The sequence below is a fragment of the Mesorhizobium sp. B2-3-7 genome, from assembly GCF_006442695.1.
Classification (GTDB): Bacteria; Pseudomonadota; Alphaproteobacteria; order Rhizobiales; family Rhizobiaceae; genus Mesorhizobium.
On record NZ_VFVV01000001.1, the window covers coordinates 571,112 to 586,935 of the forward strand.

Here is a 15,824-nt window from a genome sequence, read left to right on the forward strand (position 1 = left end):
CTCGTGGGGGAGATCGAACCCCTCCCGTGGCCCAGCGCTCTCAGCTTTATCGTCCGGCCGCTATAGGTTAAGGGCGAGAAGCATTTTCCTATCTGCTCGGGCCATCATCAGACATGACCAAGACCAAGCCAAAACCTCTTTTCCTCGGCATCGACACCGGCGGCACCTACACCGATGCCGTGCTGTGGTCCGAAACCGAAGGCCCGCAGAGCGGGCCGAACAAGGGAAAGGTGCTGGCCAAGGCCAAGGCTCTGACCACCAGGCACGATCTCGCCGTTGGCATTTCCGGCGCCGTCGACGCGGTTCTGGAAAAAGCGGTCACCGATCCGGCCGCCATCAAGCTTGTCTCCATGTCGACGACGCTTGCCACCAACGCGCTGGTCGAGGGCCAGGGTGGCCGCGTCGCGCTGGTGATGATCGGCTTTTCCGAGGCGGACCTTGCCCGCGATGGGCTGAAGGCGGCATTGGGCACCGATCCGGTCGTGTTCTGCCCCGGAGGCCACGATGTGCACGGCAATACCGCCAAGCTCGATCTGTCCGGCCTCGAGGCGGCGCTGCCCGGACTCGGCGGCTCGGTCTCGGGCTTTGCCGTCTGCGCCTATTTCGCCACCCGCAACCCGGCGCACGAGATCGCCGCCCGCGAGCTGATCCGGGAGAAAACCGGCCTGCCGGTCACCGCGAGCCATGAATTGTCGGCCAAGCTAGGCGGTCCGCGCCGGGCGCTGACGACGCTGCTCAACGCCCGGCTGATCTCGATGATCGACCGGCTGGTGGCGGCGACCGAGGGCTTTCTCGAGGCGCGCGGCATCGCGGCGCCCCTGATGGTGGTGCGCGGCGACGGTGCGCTGGTGTCGGCGGCGTTCGCCCGCCAGCGGCCGATCGAGACCATTCTGTCCGGCCCGGCCGCCAGCCTGGTCGGGGCGCACCACATGACCGGATTGGAAAACGCGGTGGTTTCCGACATCGGCGGCACCACCACCGACGTTGCCGTGCTCGACAAGGGCCGGCCGCGGCTCGATCCGGAAGGCGCCACCGTCGGCGGCTTTCGCACCATGGTCGAAGCGGTCGCCATGCGCACCTTCGGCCTCGGCGGCGATTCCGAAGTGGCGTTGGAAGACGGCGCTCTCAACCCCAGGCTCCTGCTTGGACCGCGCCGGCTGGTGCCGCTGGCGCTGGCCGGCATGGTGCATCGCGAGGCGGTTCTGGCGGAACTCGAGCGCCAGCTGCGCGCGCCGAACACCGGCCGCATGGACGGCCGTTTCGCGGTGCGCACCGGCGTGCCCGACCGTCTTGCCGCCGGGCTGACCGCTCCGGAAGCAAGGCTCTATGAAGCGATCGGCGCAATGCCTTTGCCTCTCGACAGGCTTTTGACCTCGAATGCCCAGAACGCCACCCTGAACCGCCTGGTGTCGCGCGGGCTGGTGCACATTTCAGGGTTCACGCCGTCGGATGCGGCGCATGTGCTTGGCAAGCAGGCGAACTGGGATGCCGCGGCCGCCCGCCTCGGCGCAGAGCTGTTTGCGCGCAAGCGCGACGGCCGCGGCCAGGCGATCGCGGCCTCTCCCGAGGCGATTTCGGAGCGCGTGCTGGCGGCGCTGACGCGCTGGTCGGCCGAATATATCCTCCAAACCGCCTTCGCCGAGGACGGGCTCGACGGTGCGTCCACCGTGGCGCATGCGCTGGTGCAGCGCGCCGTCGACGCGCATCCCGGCATTGCGCGCCTGAGCGTCGCGCTCGACCGGCCGGTGGTCGGCCTCGGTGCCTCCGCGCCGCTGCACTATGCCGGACTGCCGCCATTGGTCGGCAATGACTGCGTGGTGCCTGATGACACCGATGTCGCCAACGCGCTCGGCGCCGTTGTCGGCCAGGTCCGGGTATCGGCGGAGGCGCGCGTCAGCCAACCCAAGGAAGGTCTGTTCCGTCTTGCCTCGGGCGAGACCGTGCGCGATTTCCTCGACGAGGCGGCGGCGATCGCGGCCGCCGAGGCCGATGTGCGCGCCATCGTCGCGGAGCGCGCCAGGGACGCCGGCACCGACAGCGCCGAGATCGATGTCGCGACCGAATTCCGCGTCTCCACCGTCGAAGCCCAGCGTATGTTCATCGAGGCGCATGTGGTGGCGGTGGCTTCGGGCAGGCCACGGATCGCGGTGTGATGGAGGGTGTAATCTCCCCCCTTGTGGGGGAGATGGCCGGCAGGCCAGAGGGGGGCGCTGTCCCGCCAGCGTCTCGGAGCAGCGCCCGCTCATACTCGACGTCGACCGACTGCACGAAATACCGAAACTTGCCGAGGTCGGCATTCCTTCGCGCCCCCCTCTGCCCTGCCGGGCATCTCCCCCACTTGGGGGGAGATTGGCAGCGTCGCCGCCGGCACCAAGCCTAAAAACCGCGCCTACCTGCCTTGCCTTCACCCTAAGCTGAATTGACCCTGCACTCCCAACATGCCAAAGGCCCGCGAAAGCCTTTCATCTGGAGCAGCCTGATGACCGATCGCGTCGAAATCGCCGGATTGCGGATCGCCCGCGAACTTCATGACTTCGTTGTCAACGAGGCCGCTCCGGGCACCGGCATCGATCCGGACAAATTCTGGAACGGCTTTTCGGCCATCGTCCACGACCTCGCGCCGAAGAACCGGGCACTGCTGGCAAAGCGCGACGCTATCCAGGAAAAGCTCGATGACTGGTATCGCGCCAATGGCGCGCCGGTCGACATGGAAGCCTACAAAACCTTCCTGAAGGAGATCGGCTATCTCGTCCCCGAAGGCCCGTCCTTCTCGGTGACGACCGAAAAGGTCGATCCCGAGATCGCCGTCGTCGCCGGGCCGCAGCTTGTGGTGCCGGTGATGAATGCGCGCTATGCGCTCAACGCCGCCAATGCGCGCTGGGGCTCGCTCTATGATGCGCTTTACGGCACCGACGCGATTCCCGAGACAGACGGCGCCGGGAAGGGCAACGGCTTCAACCCCGCGCGCGGTGCGAAAGTCGTCGCCTGGGCCAAGGACTTTCTCGACCAGTCGGTGCCGCTCACATCGGGCAAATGGGCCGGCGTCAACGGCCTTTCGCTGGCCAATGGCGCGCTGCGGCTCAGCGCCGGCGCCGGCTCGACCACGCTTGCCGACGTCAGGCAGTTCGTCGCCTATCGCGGCGATGCCGCCAACCCGCAAGCCGTGCTGCTGGTCAGCAACGGCCTGCATATCGAGGTCCTGATCGACCGCGACAACCAGATCGGCCGCACCGATCCGGCCGGCATCGCCGACATCATCCTGGAATCGGCGCTGACCACCATCCAGGACTGCGAGGATTCGGTCGCGGCGGTGGATGCGCAGGACAAGGTCGTCGTGTACCGCAACTGGCTCGGCTTGATGAAGGGCGACCTGGCCGAAGAGATCACCAAGGGCGGCCGGACCTTCGTCCGCAAGCTCAACCCCGATCGGTCCTATACCTCGCGCAATGGCGGTACTGTGACGCTGCCCGGCCGCTCGCTGATGCTGGTCAGGAATGTCGGCCACCTCATGACCAATCCGGCGATAACGGACCGCGACGGCAACGAGGTGCCGGAAGGCATCATGGACACGGCGATGACCGCGCTGATCGCGCTGCACGATGTCGGGCCGAACGGCCACCGCGCCAACTCCCGCGCGGGCTCGATGTATGTCGTGAAACCCAAGATGCACGGGCCCGAGGAAGTCGTCTTCGCCGTCGAGATCTTCGATCGCGTCGAGGCCCTGCTCGGCATGGCCGAAAATACCATCAAGATGGGCATCATGGACGAGGAGCGGCGCACCACCGTCAACCTCAAGGAGGCGATCCGCGCCGCCAGGGAGCGCGTCGTGTTCATCAACACAGGCTTCCTCGACCGCACCGGCGACGAGATCCACACCTCGATGGAAGCCGGCCCGATGATCCGCAAGGGCGACATGAAGCAGGCCGCCTGGATTTCCGCCTACGAGGCCTGGAATGTCGACACCGGGCTGGAATGCGGGCTTGCCGGCCATGCCCAGATCGGTAAGGGCATGTGGGCGATGCCCGATTTGATGGCGGCGATGCTCACCGAGAAGATCGCCCACCCCAAGGCCGGCGCCAACACCGCCTGGGTGCCTTCGCCCACGGCGGCGACGCTGCACGCCACCCATTATCACAAGGTCGATGTCCACGCCGTCCAGGCGGCGCTGAAGAGCCGGCCGAAGGCCAAGCTCGACGACATCCTGTCGGTGCCGGTCGCGGTGCGGCCCAACTGGTCGCCGGCCGATATCCAGGCGGAGCTCGACAACAATGCGCAAGGCATTCTGGGCTATGTCGTGCGCTGGATCGACCAGGGCGTCGGCTGCTCGAAAGTGCCAGATATCAACGATGTCGGCCTGATGGAGGACCGCGCCACGCTGCGCATCTCCTCGCAACACATCGCCAACTGGCTGCATCATGGCGTCTGCACGGCCGACCAGGTAATGGAAACGATGAAGCGCATGGCTGATATCGTCGACCAGCAGAACCAAGGCGACCCGCTCTACCGGCCGATGGCCGCCGATTTCGACGGCTCCGTCGCCTTCCAGGCCGCCTGCGACCTCGTCTTCAAGGGCCGCATCCAGCCCAACGGCTACACCGAGCCGGTGCTGCACGCGCGGAGGCTGGAACTGAAGGCGAAGGGAGCGGCCTGAACCGGAGATTTGGAGCCGCCGGCGTTTCGTTCCCCTCCTCTCGAGCGAGAGCGCGCTACGCCGCCTGTGCCACCCGCTCCGAACTCATCCGGTAGGAGATCGCTTCGGCCAAGTGAATGCGGCCGACGGTCTCGCTGGCGTCGAGATCGGCCAGTGTTCTCGCCACCTTCAGCACGCGGTGATAGGCCCGCGCCGAGAAGCCGAGCTTTTCGCTGGCGTCCTTGAGCAGCGACAGGCCCGATGCGTCGGGCATGGCGATCTCCTCGATGACCGCCGGCGCGCAATGCGCGTTTGTGGTGGCGCTGGTGACGCCGAGCCGTTCGAAGCGCTCGCGCTGGAGGGTGCGGGCACGCGCCACGCGCAGCGCCACGTCGGCGCTCTTCTCCGCCCGGTCGGGCCGGATCAGGTCGCTGGCCGAGACCGCCGGCACCTCGATCCTGAGATCGATGCGGTCGAGCAGCGGTCCCGAGATGCGCGCCTGGTAATCGGTGCGGCAGCGTTCGCCGCGCAGGCAGCGATAGCCGGGCTCGCCGGCCATGCCGCAGCGGCACGGGTTCATCGCCGCCACAAGCTGGATGCGCGCCGGATAGGTGACGCGGTGGTTGGCGCGCGCGATCATGCAGTCGCCGGTCTCGAGCGGCTGGCGCAACGCGTCGAGCGTCTGCGGCGTGAATTCGGGAAATTCGTCGAGGAACAGCACGCCGTGGTGCGCGAGCGACACCTCGCCCGGCTGCGCCCGGATGCCGCCGCCGACCATCGCCGCCATCGAGGCCGAATGGTGCGGCGCGCGGAACGGCCGCCGGTCGGTCAGCTTGCCCTCGCCAAGCTCGCCGGCGACGGAGGCGATCATCGACACTTCGAGCAATTCCTTCGGCGCCAGCGGCGGCAGGATCGACGGCAGCCGCTGCGCCAGCATCGATTTTCCCGATCCGGGCGGGCCGACCATCAGCAGGTTGTGCCCGCCGGCCGCCGCCACCTCCAGTGCCCGCTTGGCGGTTTCCTGGCCCTTGATGTCGGCAAGATCGGGCAGGTCGCGCGCCGCGGCATGGATGCCGGCCTCCGGCCGGGACAGCACCTGCGTGCCGCGGAAATGATTGGCGATGGCGATCAGGCTGCGCGGCGCGAGTATGTCAAAGTCCTTGCCGGCCCAGGCGGCTTCCGGGCCGCAGGCGAAGGGGCAGATCAGCCCCTTGCCTTCGGAATTGGCCCCAATCGCGGCCGGCAAGGCGCCGGCGACGGCGGCGATGGTGCCGTCGAGCGAGAGTTCGCCAAGCACGACATAGCCGGCCAGCATGTCGCCCGGAATGGCGCCAAGCGCCGCCATCAGGCCGAGCGCGATCGGCAAATCGTAGTGGCTGCCCTCCTTGGGCAGGTCGGCGGGCGCCAGGTTGACAGTGACCTTCTTGGACGGCATCGACAGGCCGGAAGCATGGAGTGCCGCCTGCACCCGTTCGCGGCTTTCGGCCACCGCCTTGTCGGCCAGGCCGACGATGTGCATGTTGACCTTGCCGGGCGCTATCATAACCTGCACGTCGACCGGAACGGCCTCGATGCCCTGGAAAGCAACCGTGCGAACCCGCGCCACCATGTTTTGCCCCCGGATCTGGGCTTGCCCCAAGCCTTTTGCAATCAGGCCGCGAAGGGCCTGGCCCGGAGACAATCACAATTCCTCGGCTAAATCAAGAACATTACAGGAACATGAAATCGCTGAAGTTGCAGCGCGATTGTCTCCGGTTGCAAAAACGGAACATGGTTAATACGAAATGAAAACGGTTACTTCCGCTTGGCCTCCACCGCGTCCCAGAACAGGCTGGCGATGTCGGCGCCGCCGAAGCGTTTGACTTCACGCACGCCGGTCGGCGAGGTCACGTTGATCTCGGTCATGTAGTCGCCGATGACGTCGATGCCGACGAGGATGAAGCCGCGTTCCCTCAGCGCCGGCCCGATGCGGGCGCAGATCTCGCGTTCGCGCTCGGTCAGCTCGGTCTTCTCGGCGCGGCCGCCGACATGCATGTTGGAGCGGGAATCGTGCTCGGCCGGCACCCGGTTGATGGCCCCGACCGGCTCGCCGTCGATCAGGATGATGCGCTTGTCGCCCTTGCGCACATCCTTCAGGTAACGCTGCACGATGTAGGGCTCACGGAACAACTGGCCGAACATTTCGAGCAGCGAGGCGAGGTTGCGGTCGGCCTCCAGCAGATGGAAGATACCCGCGCCGCCATTGCCGTAGAGCGGCTTGACGATGATGTCGCCGAATTCCTTGCGGAAGGCGGCGACCTCCTGGGGATCCTTGGTGATCAGCGTTTCCGGCATCAGGTCGGAAAACTCGGTGACGAAGATCTTTTCCGGGCTGTTGCGCACCCAGGCTGGGTCGTTGACCACCAGCGTCCTGGGGTGGATGCGCTCCAGTATGTGCGTGGTGGTGATGTAGTTCATGTCGAAGGGCGGATCCTGTCTCAGCAGGATCACGTCCATCTCCGACAGGTCGGTTCGCACCTTCTCGCCCAGCGAATAGTGGCTGCCCTTCTCGTCGCGCACCTGCATCTCCTCGATGCGGGCGAACACCTTGCCGTCGCGCAGCGACAGTCGGTCGGGCGTGTAGTGGTAGAGCTGATGGCCGCGCCGCTGCGCCTCCAGCGACAGCGCGAAAGAAGTGTCTCCGGCGATCGACACGGTGGAGATGTGGTCCATCTGGACGGCGATTTTCAGCTTCATGGCAGGTCCCCAGCACGGTCGATGAGAGAGCGATATAAGGGTCCCGGCGCCTTCTGCCAATCGGGCCACGCCGCTAGCGGTCGAAGACCAGCCTGGAATAGCCGAGAAAGGACAGCGCCATGGCGGCCAGCGAAGCGAAAGCAAGGGCGGCCAATGGCGGGGTTGTCGGCAGGACGACAAGGATGGCGCAGTAGACCAGATAGTTGGCGATGCTGGTGGCGATGCCGACGCTGCCATAGCGCACGCCTTCCCGCACCAAGCCGCGGCTCGACGGCGAGAAGGTCAGATGCCGGTTTGTCTGCCAGGTGACACAGAGTGCAAAGCCGATGGACAGCATGCGGGCGCTGAAAGGGCCGAGCGGCGTGACGGCAAGCAGCAACCAGAGGGCGGCCGCGTCGGCGACGAAGCCGATGCCGCCGGCAAAGACGAAGCGGACGAGACGGCTCACCGCTTCATGCGGCGCGAGGCGTCTTGCCTGGGCCGGCCTTCGCGGCAGTCGGCTCGCTGGCGCGCTCGCGCCGCTCTATGCGGCCCGAAGGCATCGACAGGTAGAAGATGCGCTTCTGTTCGGCGCGGCCGCGCGACACCGAGTCGAGGATCACCCCAGTCACACCAGCCAGCATCGAGAGCAAGAGCAGGCCGACCGACAGCACCCATGTCGGCATGCGCGGCACCAGCCCGGTCTCGGCGAATTCGACCAGCACCGGCGCCATCAGGAACAGGCTCGACGCCAGGAAGACCAGGGCGAAGGCGCCGAAGAAACGCAGCGGTTGCGTTTCCTTCATCAGCATGGCGAACATCCAAAGGATCCTGGCGCCGTCGCGAAACGTCGAAAGCTTCGACGACGAGCCGTCCGGCCGCTTGCCGTAATCGAGCGCGATCTCGCTGACGGGCAATTTGAGCTGCGAGGCATGCACCGACATTTCGGTCTCGATCTCGAAGCCGCCGGAGACGGCCGGGAAGCTCTTGACGAAGCGCCGGGTGAAGACGCGGTAGCCCGAGAAGATGTCGGTGAAATCGCTGCCGAACAGCCCTTTATAGAGGCTGTTGAAGACGCGGTTGCCGAAGGCATGGCCAGTCCTGCCGGCATCGTCGGTGACGCCGCGCCGGGTGCCCACCGCCATGTCGGAGCGCTCGGTCAGAAGCGTGTTGATCAATTGCGGCGCGTCTTCCGGCGCATAGGTGCCGTCGCCGTCGGCCATCAGGTAAATGTCGGCGTCGATGTCGGCGAACATGCGCCGCACCACATTGCCCTTGCCCTGGCGCGGTTCGCGCACCACGATGGCGCCGGCGGCGCGGGCCCTGAGCGCGGTCAGGTCGCGCGAATTGTTGTCGTAGACATAGACCGTCGCCAAAGGCAGCGTCTCGCGGAAGCGCCGCACCACCTCGGCGATCGTCAATTCCTCGTTGTAGCAAGGCAGCAGCACGGCGATGGCGGGTTCGTAGCGAAGCTCTTGCGGCATTTTCCTCTCCGGGTGCCTCGCCGCCACACGCGGTTCGCGCCGAAAGTCAGGCGCGTTCAGGCGGTTTTACTATTTATTGAAGCCGTTAAGGCTAGGTTTAAGGCCGGACCGTACGAGTGTCGATTGGCCGGAAAGGCCCGGCATTCCTGCCAGGGGCGATGGGGATGAGCACAGCCAGCAACGGCGCTTCCACCTGGAAGTCCGACATCGCGTTTGCGTTGCTTGCCGCCTTGCTGCTGCTGGCGCTCGATCTCCATGCCGGATTCCCGCAACTGGCCAACCCGGCCGGCGACAATGACAGCCTGCTGCAACTGGTGGAGGTTCGCGACCTCCTGGCCGGCCAGAGCTGGTTCGACCTGCACCAGTACAGGATGGGGCTGGAGGGTGGCTTCGTCATGCACTGGTCGCGGCTGCTCGACGCCCCGCTGGCGCTTGGCATGCTCGCCCTGTCGGCCCTGACGGGCAGTGCCGCTTTGGGCGAGCAGGTCGTGCAGGTGCTTTGGCCTCTCCTGCAATTCTGGCTCGCGCTGTTCTCCATCATGCGCGCCGCGCGCGCTTTCGCCGGCGAGCACGCGGTCCTGCCCGCTGCGGTGGTCGGCGGAGCGGCCTTGTATTATCTCGGAATCTTCTCGCCCGGCGCACTCGATCACCACAATGTCCAGCTGATGCTGACCTTGGCCGGCCTGGCTTTGCTGCTCGAAGCACCTCGCCACCGGCCCGCCGCCCTGTTTGCCGGCGCGTGCGCCACGCTGGCATTGGCGATCGGCATGGAAAGCGCCCCCTATGCTGGAACCCTGGGCGCCATCGTCGCCCTGCTGTTCCTCGTCAGCGGTGGCGGCGAAAGGCTGATCGCCAGGGATTTTGGCTTGGGCGTCACCGCCGTCTCGGCCCTTGTTTTCATCACCACCATACCGGCGTCGGCATGGGGACAGACCCAGTGCGACACCTTCTCGACCGTGCAGTTCGTGGTTGCCGCGCTTGCCGGCGCCGGCCTTGCGGTCATTGCCTCATGGGGCGCCGCCAATGCGACGTACGGCCGTCGCCTGGTCTCGCTCGGCCTGCTGGCGTTCGTGCTTGTCCTTGTCGTGATGTTTCTGTTCCCGCAATGCCTGGCTGCCCCCTATGCCGGCCTCGACCCGCGCCTCCAGCAGATGTGGCTCGGTCATATCGACGAAGCGCAGTCGATATTCCAGCTCGTCGCGGCTGACCCGGCCAGAGCGGTGGCGCGCTTCGCGACGCCGCTGGTGGCGATCGTCCTGATGGCGCTGCGTCTCGGCAAGGGCGGCTGGCGGCGGCAGGACAGTCTCGTCGGCGCGCTGCTGGTGGTGGCTTTCCTGGTCAGCGCCTGGGAGGTCCGCGGCTCGACCTTCTCCATCGCCTTCGCGGTGATCCCGCTTTGCGCCTGGATCGCCAAATGGCGGCAGCGCGCCGAAAACAGTCCCTCCGGTGGCTCCGTGCTCCGTATGGCCGCAGCCTGGCTGATCTCGGTCAATGCGGTTTGGTCCAGCGCTGCCGAGGCGGCATCGAGCGCCTTCCAGACCGGTGCGGCCGTCACCGACGCCGGCATCGATGCACCTTGCAACAGCAAGGCCTCGTTCGCCGCGCTCGCCCGCATGCCTCACACCACGGTGCTGGCCATCTCCAATCTCGGCTCGCCGATCCTGGCCTTTACCGGTCATCGCGCGCTCGCTGGGCCCTACCACCGCAACGTCGCCGGAAACCTGCTCGTATTCGATGCCTTGCTGGGCTCGGCCACTGACGCGAAAGCCGTCGTGGCAAACCATCGCGTCGGGATTGTCGCGCTCTGCCGCGGCAATCCCGAAACCAGGCTTCTCGCAACCAAGGCGCCTGACGGCTTTCTGGCCGGGTTGATGCATGGCAGCGTGCCGGATTGGCTGGAACCGGTGGCGGAGACCCAGGGCGCGCCGCTGGAGCTCTATCGCGTTCGCCCCGCCGGCTGAGAATCCGCGTGAGCGACGACGCCGTTGAGCCCGGACGGCTTTGCGGAGGGCAACGCACTCCAGCGGCGAAAAATCGATTTTTCCGATACGTTTCCTAAAGGGTTTGCTGCCAGTCTCGGAAATAAATTCCGACTTCGAGAAACAGGGACACCGATGCAAACTTCGTTTGGCACCGGTCAGGCAAACAGGGAGAGCACGGATCTGGCATTCACCGATCCGTTGACCGGGCTTGGCAACCATCGCCGCTTCTTCGACAAGGTCGATCGCCTGATCAGCGACCGTGCCGACGATCCCGCGCCCTTCACCGTCGGCATTCTCGACCTTGATGGCTTCAAGCCGATCAACGATCTGTTCGGCCACAAGGCCGGCGACGACATCCTGATCCAGGTGGCGATGCGGCTGCGCGCCTCGATGGACGGTCATTCCACCGTCTGCCGCATCGGCGCCGACGAATTCGCCTTCCTCTACCCGCTGGTGTTCAGCGAGGAGGCGGCGGCCGAAAAGTCGCGCATGCTGATCGAAATCCTGTCGGCCCCGTATGATGTCGGCGAACGCACGGCGAGGCTGTCGGCCTCCGTCGGCTGTTCGCTGTTCTATTCCGGCGACGAGACCACCGAGATCCTCATCAACAAGGCCGAAACGGCGCTTTACCATGCCAAGCGATCCGGCCGCGGCCGGGTCGTCGTCTATACCCGCGAAATGGAAGAGGCGGCCAAGCGCGTCACCCGCATCGAGCAGGCGCTGCGCCGCGCGGTCTCGGCCGGCGAGGTGGAGCCGCATTTCCAGCCGATCGTCGACCTCACCACGCGCCGCACCATCGGCTTCGAGACGCTGGCGCGCTGGACCGACCGCGATCTCGGCTCGGTGCCGCCGACCGTCTTCATTCCGATCGCCGAGGAGCGCGGCATCATCGGCCCGCTGTCGCAGCTAGTGCTGCGCAAGGCGACCGAGGCGGCGAGAAGCTGGCCGAAGGACCTGTTCCTGTCGTTCAACCTGTCGCCCTCGCAGCTCGTCGACCAGAACACCGGCCTGCACATATTGGCGATCCTCGACCGTACGGGCTTCGATCCGCGCCGGCTGGAGATCGAGATTACCGAGACCGGCCTGATGAACGATCCGGCCTCGGCCGCGCAGATCGTCGAGGACCTGCGCCGCGTCGGCATCCGCGTCTCGCTCGACGATTTCGGCACCGGCCAGTCCTCGCTCGGGCGGCTGCGCGAATTCCATTTCGACAAGTTGAAGATCGACCGCGCCTTCGTCTCCTCCATTCTCGATGACCGCCCGTCGGAGCACATCATCCGCGCCATTCTCGCAATGTGCGAAGGGCTCGGCATGGATGTCGTCGCCGAAGGCATCGAGGAAGAGGCGCAGGCCGACCGCCTCGTCCAGTTCGGCTGCGCCGGTGGGCAGGGCTATCTGTTCGGCAAGCCGGCCGATGCCGACGCCACGCTCGGCTATCTCCGCGATTCCTTCCGCGGCGCCTTGCGCGCCAAGGCAATCTGACCGGGCGATTGACCGGTCCTCGATCGAGGACCGGCCGTGCCTGTGCGTGGTCTCCAGGCTTTTTGTCAGACATAAGCCTCAAAATCCGTCTTTTCGCCCTTGCCCGCCGGATCGGTCTGGCTAGGATGCGCGCCGGTCAACCCGGGAGACGAAAACCATGATGCCATCGGCACGTTTTGCCGACCTCGAAGGCGCTTCGGTGCTGATCACCGGCGGCGGCTCCGGCATTGGCGCGGCATTGACCGAGGGTTTCATGCGCCAGGGCGCCAAGGTCGCCTTCATCGACATCGCCGACAAGCCCAGCACCGCGCTTGCCGACCGCATCGAGAAAGAGCTCGGCCGCCGGCCGCTCTACCTCAAGTCCGATCTGCGCGACATCGAAGCGCTCCGGGCGTCTGCCGCGAAGGCGGCCGAAGCGCATGGCGACGTCACCGTGCTGGTCAACAATGCCGCCTGGGACGAACGCCACGCCGTCGAAGACGTGACGGTGGAGTTTTGGGACAACAACCAGGCGATCAACCTCAGACCGCATTTCTTCACCGCGCAGGCGGTGGCGCCGGGCATGAAGCGGGCCGGCGGCGGCTCGATCATCAATTTCACCTCGACCTCCTACCTGATCAACCACCCCGACATGCCGGCCTACACCGCCGCCAAGGCGGGCATACTCGGCCTCACCAAGGGTTTGGCCGGCAAGCTCGGGCCCGACCGTATCCGCGTCAACGCCGTCGCGCCCGGCTGGGTCATCACGGAACGGCAGCAGGAACGCTGGGTGACGGAGCAGGCGCTTGCCTCTCATGTCGCCAAGCAGTGCATCAAGGACGTCATGCGGCCGGACGATTTGGTCGGCACCGTGCTGTTCCTGGCCTCGGACGCCTCGCGCATGCTGACCGCGCAAATGCTGATCGTCGACGGAGGTTTCCTGTGAGCCCCGGGTTTGCCGGCCCCCGATTTGTCGGCAATGTGCCGGCGGTCGCGGCGCTCGATTGGGGCACGACCCGGCTTCGTGCCTGGCTGATCGACGGCGGCGGCAAGGTGCTTGCCGAGCGTCGCGGCGACGACGGACTGATCACCGCGCGCGAGAAGGGCTTTTCCCGGGTTCTCGAGGGTCATCTCGCCGCCATGGGCGCGCCGGAAACGCTGCCCGTCATCATCTGCGGCATGGCAGGCTCGCGCCAGGGCTGGCTCGAAGCGCCCTATGTCACCGTGCCGGCGCCGATCGGCGCCATCCTGGCCGGCGCGGCCCGCATCCCGGGGGAGAGCCGCGACATTCGTATCGTGCCCGGCCTTGCCCAACGCCTGGCCGATGCGCCAGACGTCATGCGCGGCGAGGAGACACAGCTTGCCGGCGCCGGTTTGCCGGCAAAGGGGCGTGAAATCGTCTGCATGCCGGGCACCCATTCGAAATGGGTTCTGGTTGAGGACGGCGCCGTTGCCGGCTTCGGCACATGGCCGACCGGCGAGCTGTTCTCGGTGCTGGCCGCGCATTCGATCCTGCGCCATTCGCTCGGCGAGCATCCCAAGCCGGTCGACCCGCAGAACCCTTTCTTCCGCCGCTGGTGTGGTGCGGCGTTGACCGAAGGTGGCGACGTCACCGCAAAACTGTTCTCGATCCGCGCCGCCGGTCTGCTCCAGGACATGAAGGCCGACGATGCCGCGGCCTGCCTGTCGGGCCTGCTGATCGGCGGCGAGATCGCCTCGGCGAGGCGCCACCAGGCCGCGGGCGCCACATCGGTGGTGCTGATTGCCTCCGGCGCGCTTGCGGCGCTTTATCGGCAGGCGCTCGGCCTTGCCGGGCTTGGCGTGCGGACCGTCGACGCGGATGAGGCGGTGCGTGCCGGCCTGGTCGAGGCGGCGCGCGAAAACGGCATGATCGCCAGAACCGGAGTTGCCTGATGAACCAGACCGCTGCGTTCCCGAAGCTCAAGCGCGGGCTGGTCGCCATCCTGCGCGGCCTCAAGCCTGCCGAGGCGGTGGCGATCGGCCAGGCGGTCTTCGATGCCGGCATCGAGGCGATCGAGGTGCCGCTCAATTCACCCGATCCGTTCGCGTCCATCGCCGCCATCCTCAAGGCGCTGCCGCCGGCCGCGCTGGTCGGCGCCGGCACGGTGCTGACGCCGGCCGATGTCGATGGCTTGCACGAAGCCGGCGGCCGGCTGCTGGTCAGTCCCAATATCGATGCCGAGGTGATGGAACGCGCCATGCAATACGGCATGGTCACCATGCCCGGCGTGTTCACGCCCACGGAGGCCTTCCTGGCGATCCGGCTCGGCGCCTCGGCGCTGAAATTCTTCCCGGCAAGCGTGCTCGGCGCATCCGGTATTTCCGCCATCCGCGCGGTGCTGCCGGCTTCGACATTGGTCGGCGCGGTCGGCGGCGTCTCAGAGAAGGACTTTGCCGGCTACAAGGCGGCCGGCGTCACGGTTTTCGGGCTTGGTTCCAGCCTGTTCAAGCCGGGCATGAGCGTCGAAGACGTGGCCGCGCGGGCCCAGGCGGCGGTGACGGCCTGGGACGCGGTGTTCGGCGGAGACGCAGGATGAGCGAAGCGATCGTTTCGGTTTTTTCCGACCATGTCTGCCAGCTCGGCGAGGGGCCGAGCTACGACCCCGCCACAGACACGCTCTACTGGTTCGACATCGTCAAGGGCCATCTCCTGGAAAAGCGCCTGTCCGGCGGCGCGGCCCAGGTGCACGAGCTTGGCCGGATGGCCAGCGCTATCGCCATCATCGACGACAAGCGCCAGCTGATCGCCACCGAAACCGGGCTTTTTGTCCGCGACGTCGCCACCGGCAGGATGACGCTGCACACACCTGTCGAGGCCGACAATCCGGTCACCCGTTCCAACGATTCCCGCGTCCATCCCTGCGGCGCCCTTTGGACCGGCACGATGGGCAAGGGCGAGGAGAAGGGCGCCGGCGCGATCTACTGGTTCTTCAAGGGCGAATTGCGCAAGCTGTTCTCCGACATCACCGTGTCGAACTCGATCTGTTTTTCCGCGGACGGCGCGCTCGCTTATTACACCGACACCTCGACCGGCCTGTTGATGCGTGTTGCCTGCGATCCGGCGACCGGCCTACCGGAGGGCGAGCCGAAAGTGTTCGTTGATCACCGGTCGGCCAAGGGCTTCGTCGACGGCTCCGTGCTCGACCGCGACGGCATCCTGTGGAATGCCGTCTGGGGCGGCAAGGTGGTCAAGGGCTATGCGCCCGACGGCAAGCTGGTGCGCACGATCGCCATGCCGGTGACGCAGCCTTCCTGCCCGGCCTTTGTCGGCAAGAACGCCAGCCGGCTGGCGGTCACCTCGGCCTGGCACGGCAAGGACGAGAAGCAGCGTCAGCTTGACCCGCAGGCAGGCATGACCTTCCTCCTCGACATCGAGGTCAATGGCCGGTTCGAGCCGCGCGTGCTGATCGCCTAGGGCATCTCTATATTCAGGTGACGCCGGCCTTTTCGGCTCGGCCCGACTTGAGTCTCGGTACCCGATGCACCGCGTCTGACGGGATCATTCAGCCGGCTGTCACGCAGGCGTCCGGC

The 15,824-nt window shown here is 66.4% G+C and carries 12 protein-coding genes; 8 read left to right on the plus strand and 4 right to left on the minus strand.

Annotated elements, in window-relative coordinates; genetic code table 11:
- Nucleotides 1–113 precede the first annotated feature (113 nt).
- Nucleotides 114–2,153, plus strand: a complete 2,040-nt coding sequence (locus FJ940_RS02915) for a hydantoinase/oxoprolinase family protein (RefSeq protein WP_140655171.1) — start codon at nucleotides 114–116, stop codon at nucleotides 2,151–2,153.
- A gap of 326 nt (nucleotides 2,154–2,479) precedes the next feature.
- Complete coding sequence (locus FJ940_RS02925) at nucleotides 2,480–4,651, plus strand: malate synthase G (protein WP_140655174.1); 2,172 nt, start codon at nucleotides 2,480–2,482, stop codon at nucleotides 4,649–4,651.
- A gap of 55 nt (nucleotides 4,652–4,706) precedes the next feature.
- Here FJ940_RS02925 and FJ940_RS02930 read toward each other — a convergent pair whose 3' ends face one another.
- The 4 genes from FJ940_RS02930 to FJ940_RS02945 form a co-directional block, all read right to left on the minus strand.
- Entirely contained in the window at nucleotides 4,707–6,239 is a 1,533-nt protein-coding gene (locus FJ940_RS02930) for a YifB family Mg chelatase-like AAA ATPase (protein WP_140655177.1), read from the minus strand.
- Nucleotides 6,240–6,424: 185 nt separating this feature from the next.
- Nucleotides 6,425–7,366: a glutathione synthase gene (gshB, locus tag FJ940_RS02935; protein ID WP_140514181.1), complete on the minus strand. Its 942-nt coding sequence runs from the start codon at nucleotides 7,364–7,366 to the stop codon at nucleotides 6,425–6,427.
- A 73-nt stretch (nucleotides 7,367–7,439) separates the two neighbouring features.
- Nucleotides 7,440–7,814, minus strand: a complete 375-nt coding sequence (locus FJ940_RS02940; protein WP_140655179.1) for a GtrA family protein — start codon at nucleotides 7,812–7,814, stop codon at nucleotides 7,440–7,442.
- A gap of 4 nt (nucleotides 7,815–7,818) precedes the next feature.
- Entirely contained in the window at nucleotides 7,819–8,829 is a 1,011-nt protein-coding gene (locus FJ940_RS02945; protein ID WP_140514184.1) for a glycosyltransferase, read from the minus strand.
- A gap of 164 nt (nucleotides 8,830–8,993) precedes the next feature.
- Between FJ940_RS02945 and FJ940_RS02950 the strand changes: the two genes are divergently transcribed.
- From FJ940_RS02950 to FJ940_RS02975, 6 genes are all read left to right on the plus strand, one after another.
- Nucleotides 8,994–10,790 carry a GtrA family protein gene (locus tag FJ940_RS02950; RefSeq protein WP_140655182.1) on the plus strand — a complete coding sequence of 599 codons (1,797 nt, stop codon included), beginning with the start codon at nucleotides 8,994–8,996 and terminating at the stop codon, nucleotides 10,788–10,790.
- A 153-nt stretch (nucleotides 10,791–10,943) separates the two neighbouring features.
- On the plus strand, nucleotides 10,944–12,293 hold the full coding sequence (locus FJ940_RS02955; protein ID WP_140491655.1) for an EAL domain-containing protein: 1,350 nt from the start codon (nucleotides 10,944–10,946) through the stop codon (nucleotides 12,291–12,293).
- Nucleotides 12,294–12,450: 157 nt separating this feature from the next.
- Nucleotides 12,451–13,218, plus strand: coding sequence for an SDR family oxidoreductase (locus tag FJ940_RS02960; RefSeq protein ID WP_140491653.1), 768 nt, complete (start codon nucleotides 12,451–12,453; stop codon nucleotides 13,216–13,218).
- The gene (locus tag FJ940_RS02965; RefSeq protein ID WP_140655185.1) at nucleotides 13,215–14,186 is read left to right on the plus strand and encodes a 2-dehydro-3-deoxygalactonokinase; all 972 of its coding nucleotides are present in this window, start codon (nucleotides 13,215–13,217) and stop codon (nucleotides 14,184–14,186) included. The genes FJ940_RS02960 and FJ940_RS02965 overlap by 4 nt, the downstream gene beginning before the upstream one ends.
- Nucleotides 14,186–14,830 (plus strand): 2-dehydro-3-deoxy-6-phosphogalactonate aldolase, encoded by a 645-nt coding sequence (locus FJ940_RS02970; RefSeq protein ID WP_140491649.1) that lies wholly within the window; start codon nucleotides 14,186–14,188, stop codon nucleotides 14,828–14,830. The genes FJ940_RS02965 and FJ940_RS02970 overlap by 1 nt, the downstream gene beginning before the upstream one ends.
- Nucleotides 14,827–15,708, plus strand: a complete 882-nt coding sequence (locus FJ940_RS02975; RefSeq protein WP_140625265.1) for an SMP-30/gluconolactonase/LRE family protein — start codon at nucleotides 14,827–14,829, stop codon at nucleotides 15,706–15,708. Before FJ940_RS02970 ends, FJ940_RS02975 begins: the two co-directional genes overlap by 4 nt.
- Nucleotides 15,709–15,824 lie beyond the last annotated feature (116 nt).

What these genes read in the sequence shown, in the direction of transcription:
- FJ940_RS02975 (WP_140625265.1), top strand. Translation starts at nt 14,827, where the DNA reads ATGAGCGAAGCGATCGTTTCGGTTTTTTCCGACCATGTCTGCCAGCTC.
- FJ940_RS02915 (WP_140655171.1), top strand. Translation starts at nt 114, where the DNA reads ATGACCAAGACCAAGCCAAAACCTCTTTTCCTCGGCATCGACACCGGC.
- FJ940_RS02960 (WP_140491653.1), top strand. Translation starts at nt 12,451, where the DNA reads ATGATGCCATCGGCACGTTTTGCCGACCTCGAAGGCGCTTCGGTGCTG.
- FJ940_RS02930 (WP_140655177.1), bottom strand. Translation starts at nt 6,239, where the DNA reads ATGGTGGCGCGGGTTCGCACGGTTGCTTTCCAGGGCATCGAGGCCGTT.
- gshB (WP_140514181.1), bottom strand. Translation starts at nt 7,366, where the DNA reads ATGAAGCTGAAAATCGCCGTCCAGATGGACCACATCTCCACCGTGTCG.
- FJ940_RS02945 (WP_140514184.1), bottom strand. Translation starts at nt 8,829, where the DNA reads ATGCCGCAAGAGCTTCGCTACGAACCCGCCATCGCCGTGCTGCTGCCT.
- FJ940_RS02970 (WP_140491649.1), top strand. Translation starts at nt 14,186, where the DNA reads ATGAACCAGACCGCTGCGTTCCCGAAGCTCAAGCGCGGGCTGGTCGCC.
- FJ940_RS02955 (WP_140491655.1), top strand. Translation starts at nt 10,944, where the DNA reads ATGCAAACTTCGTTTGGCACCGGTCAGGCAAACAGGGAGAGCACGGAT.
- FJ940_RS02925 (WP_140655174.1), top strand. Translation starts at nt 2,480, where the DNA reads ATGACCGATCGCGTCGAAATCGCCGGATTGCGGATCGCCCGCGAACTT.
- FJ940_RS02950 (WP_140655182.1), top strand. Translation starts at nt 8,994, where the DNA reads ATGAGCACAGCCAGCAACGGCGCTTCCACCTGGAAGTCCGACATCGCG.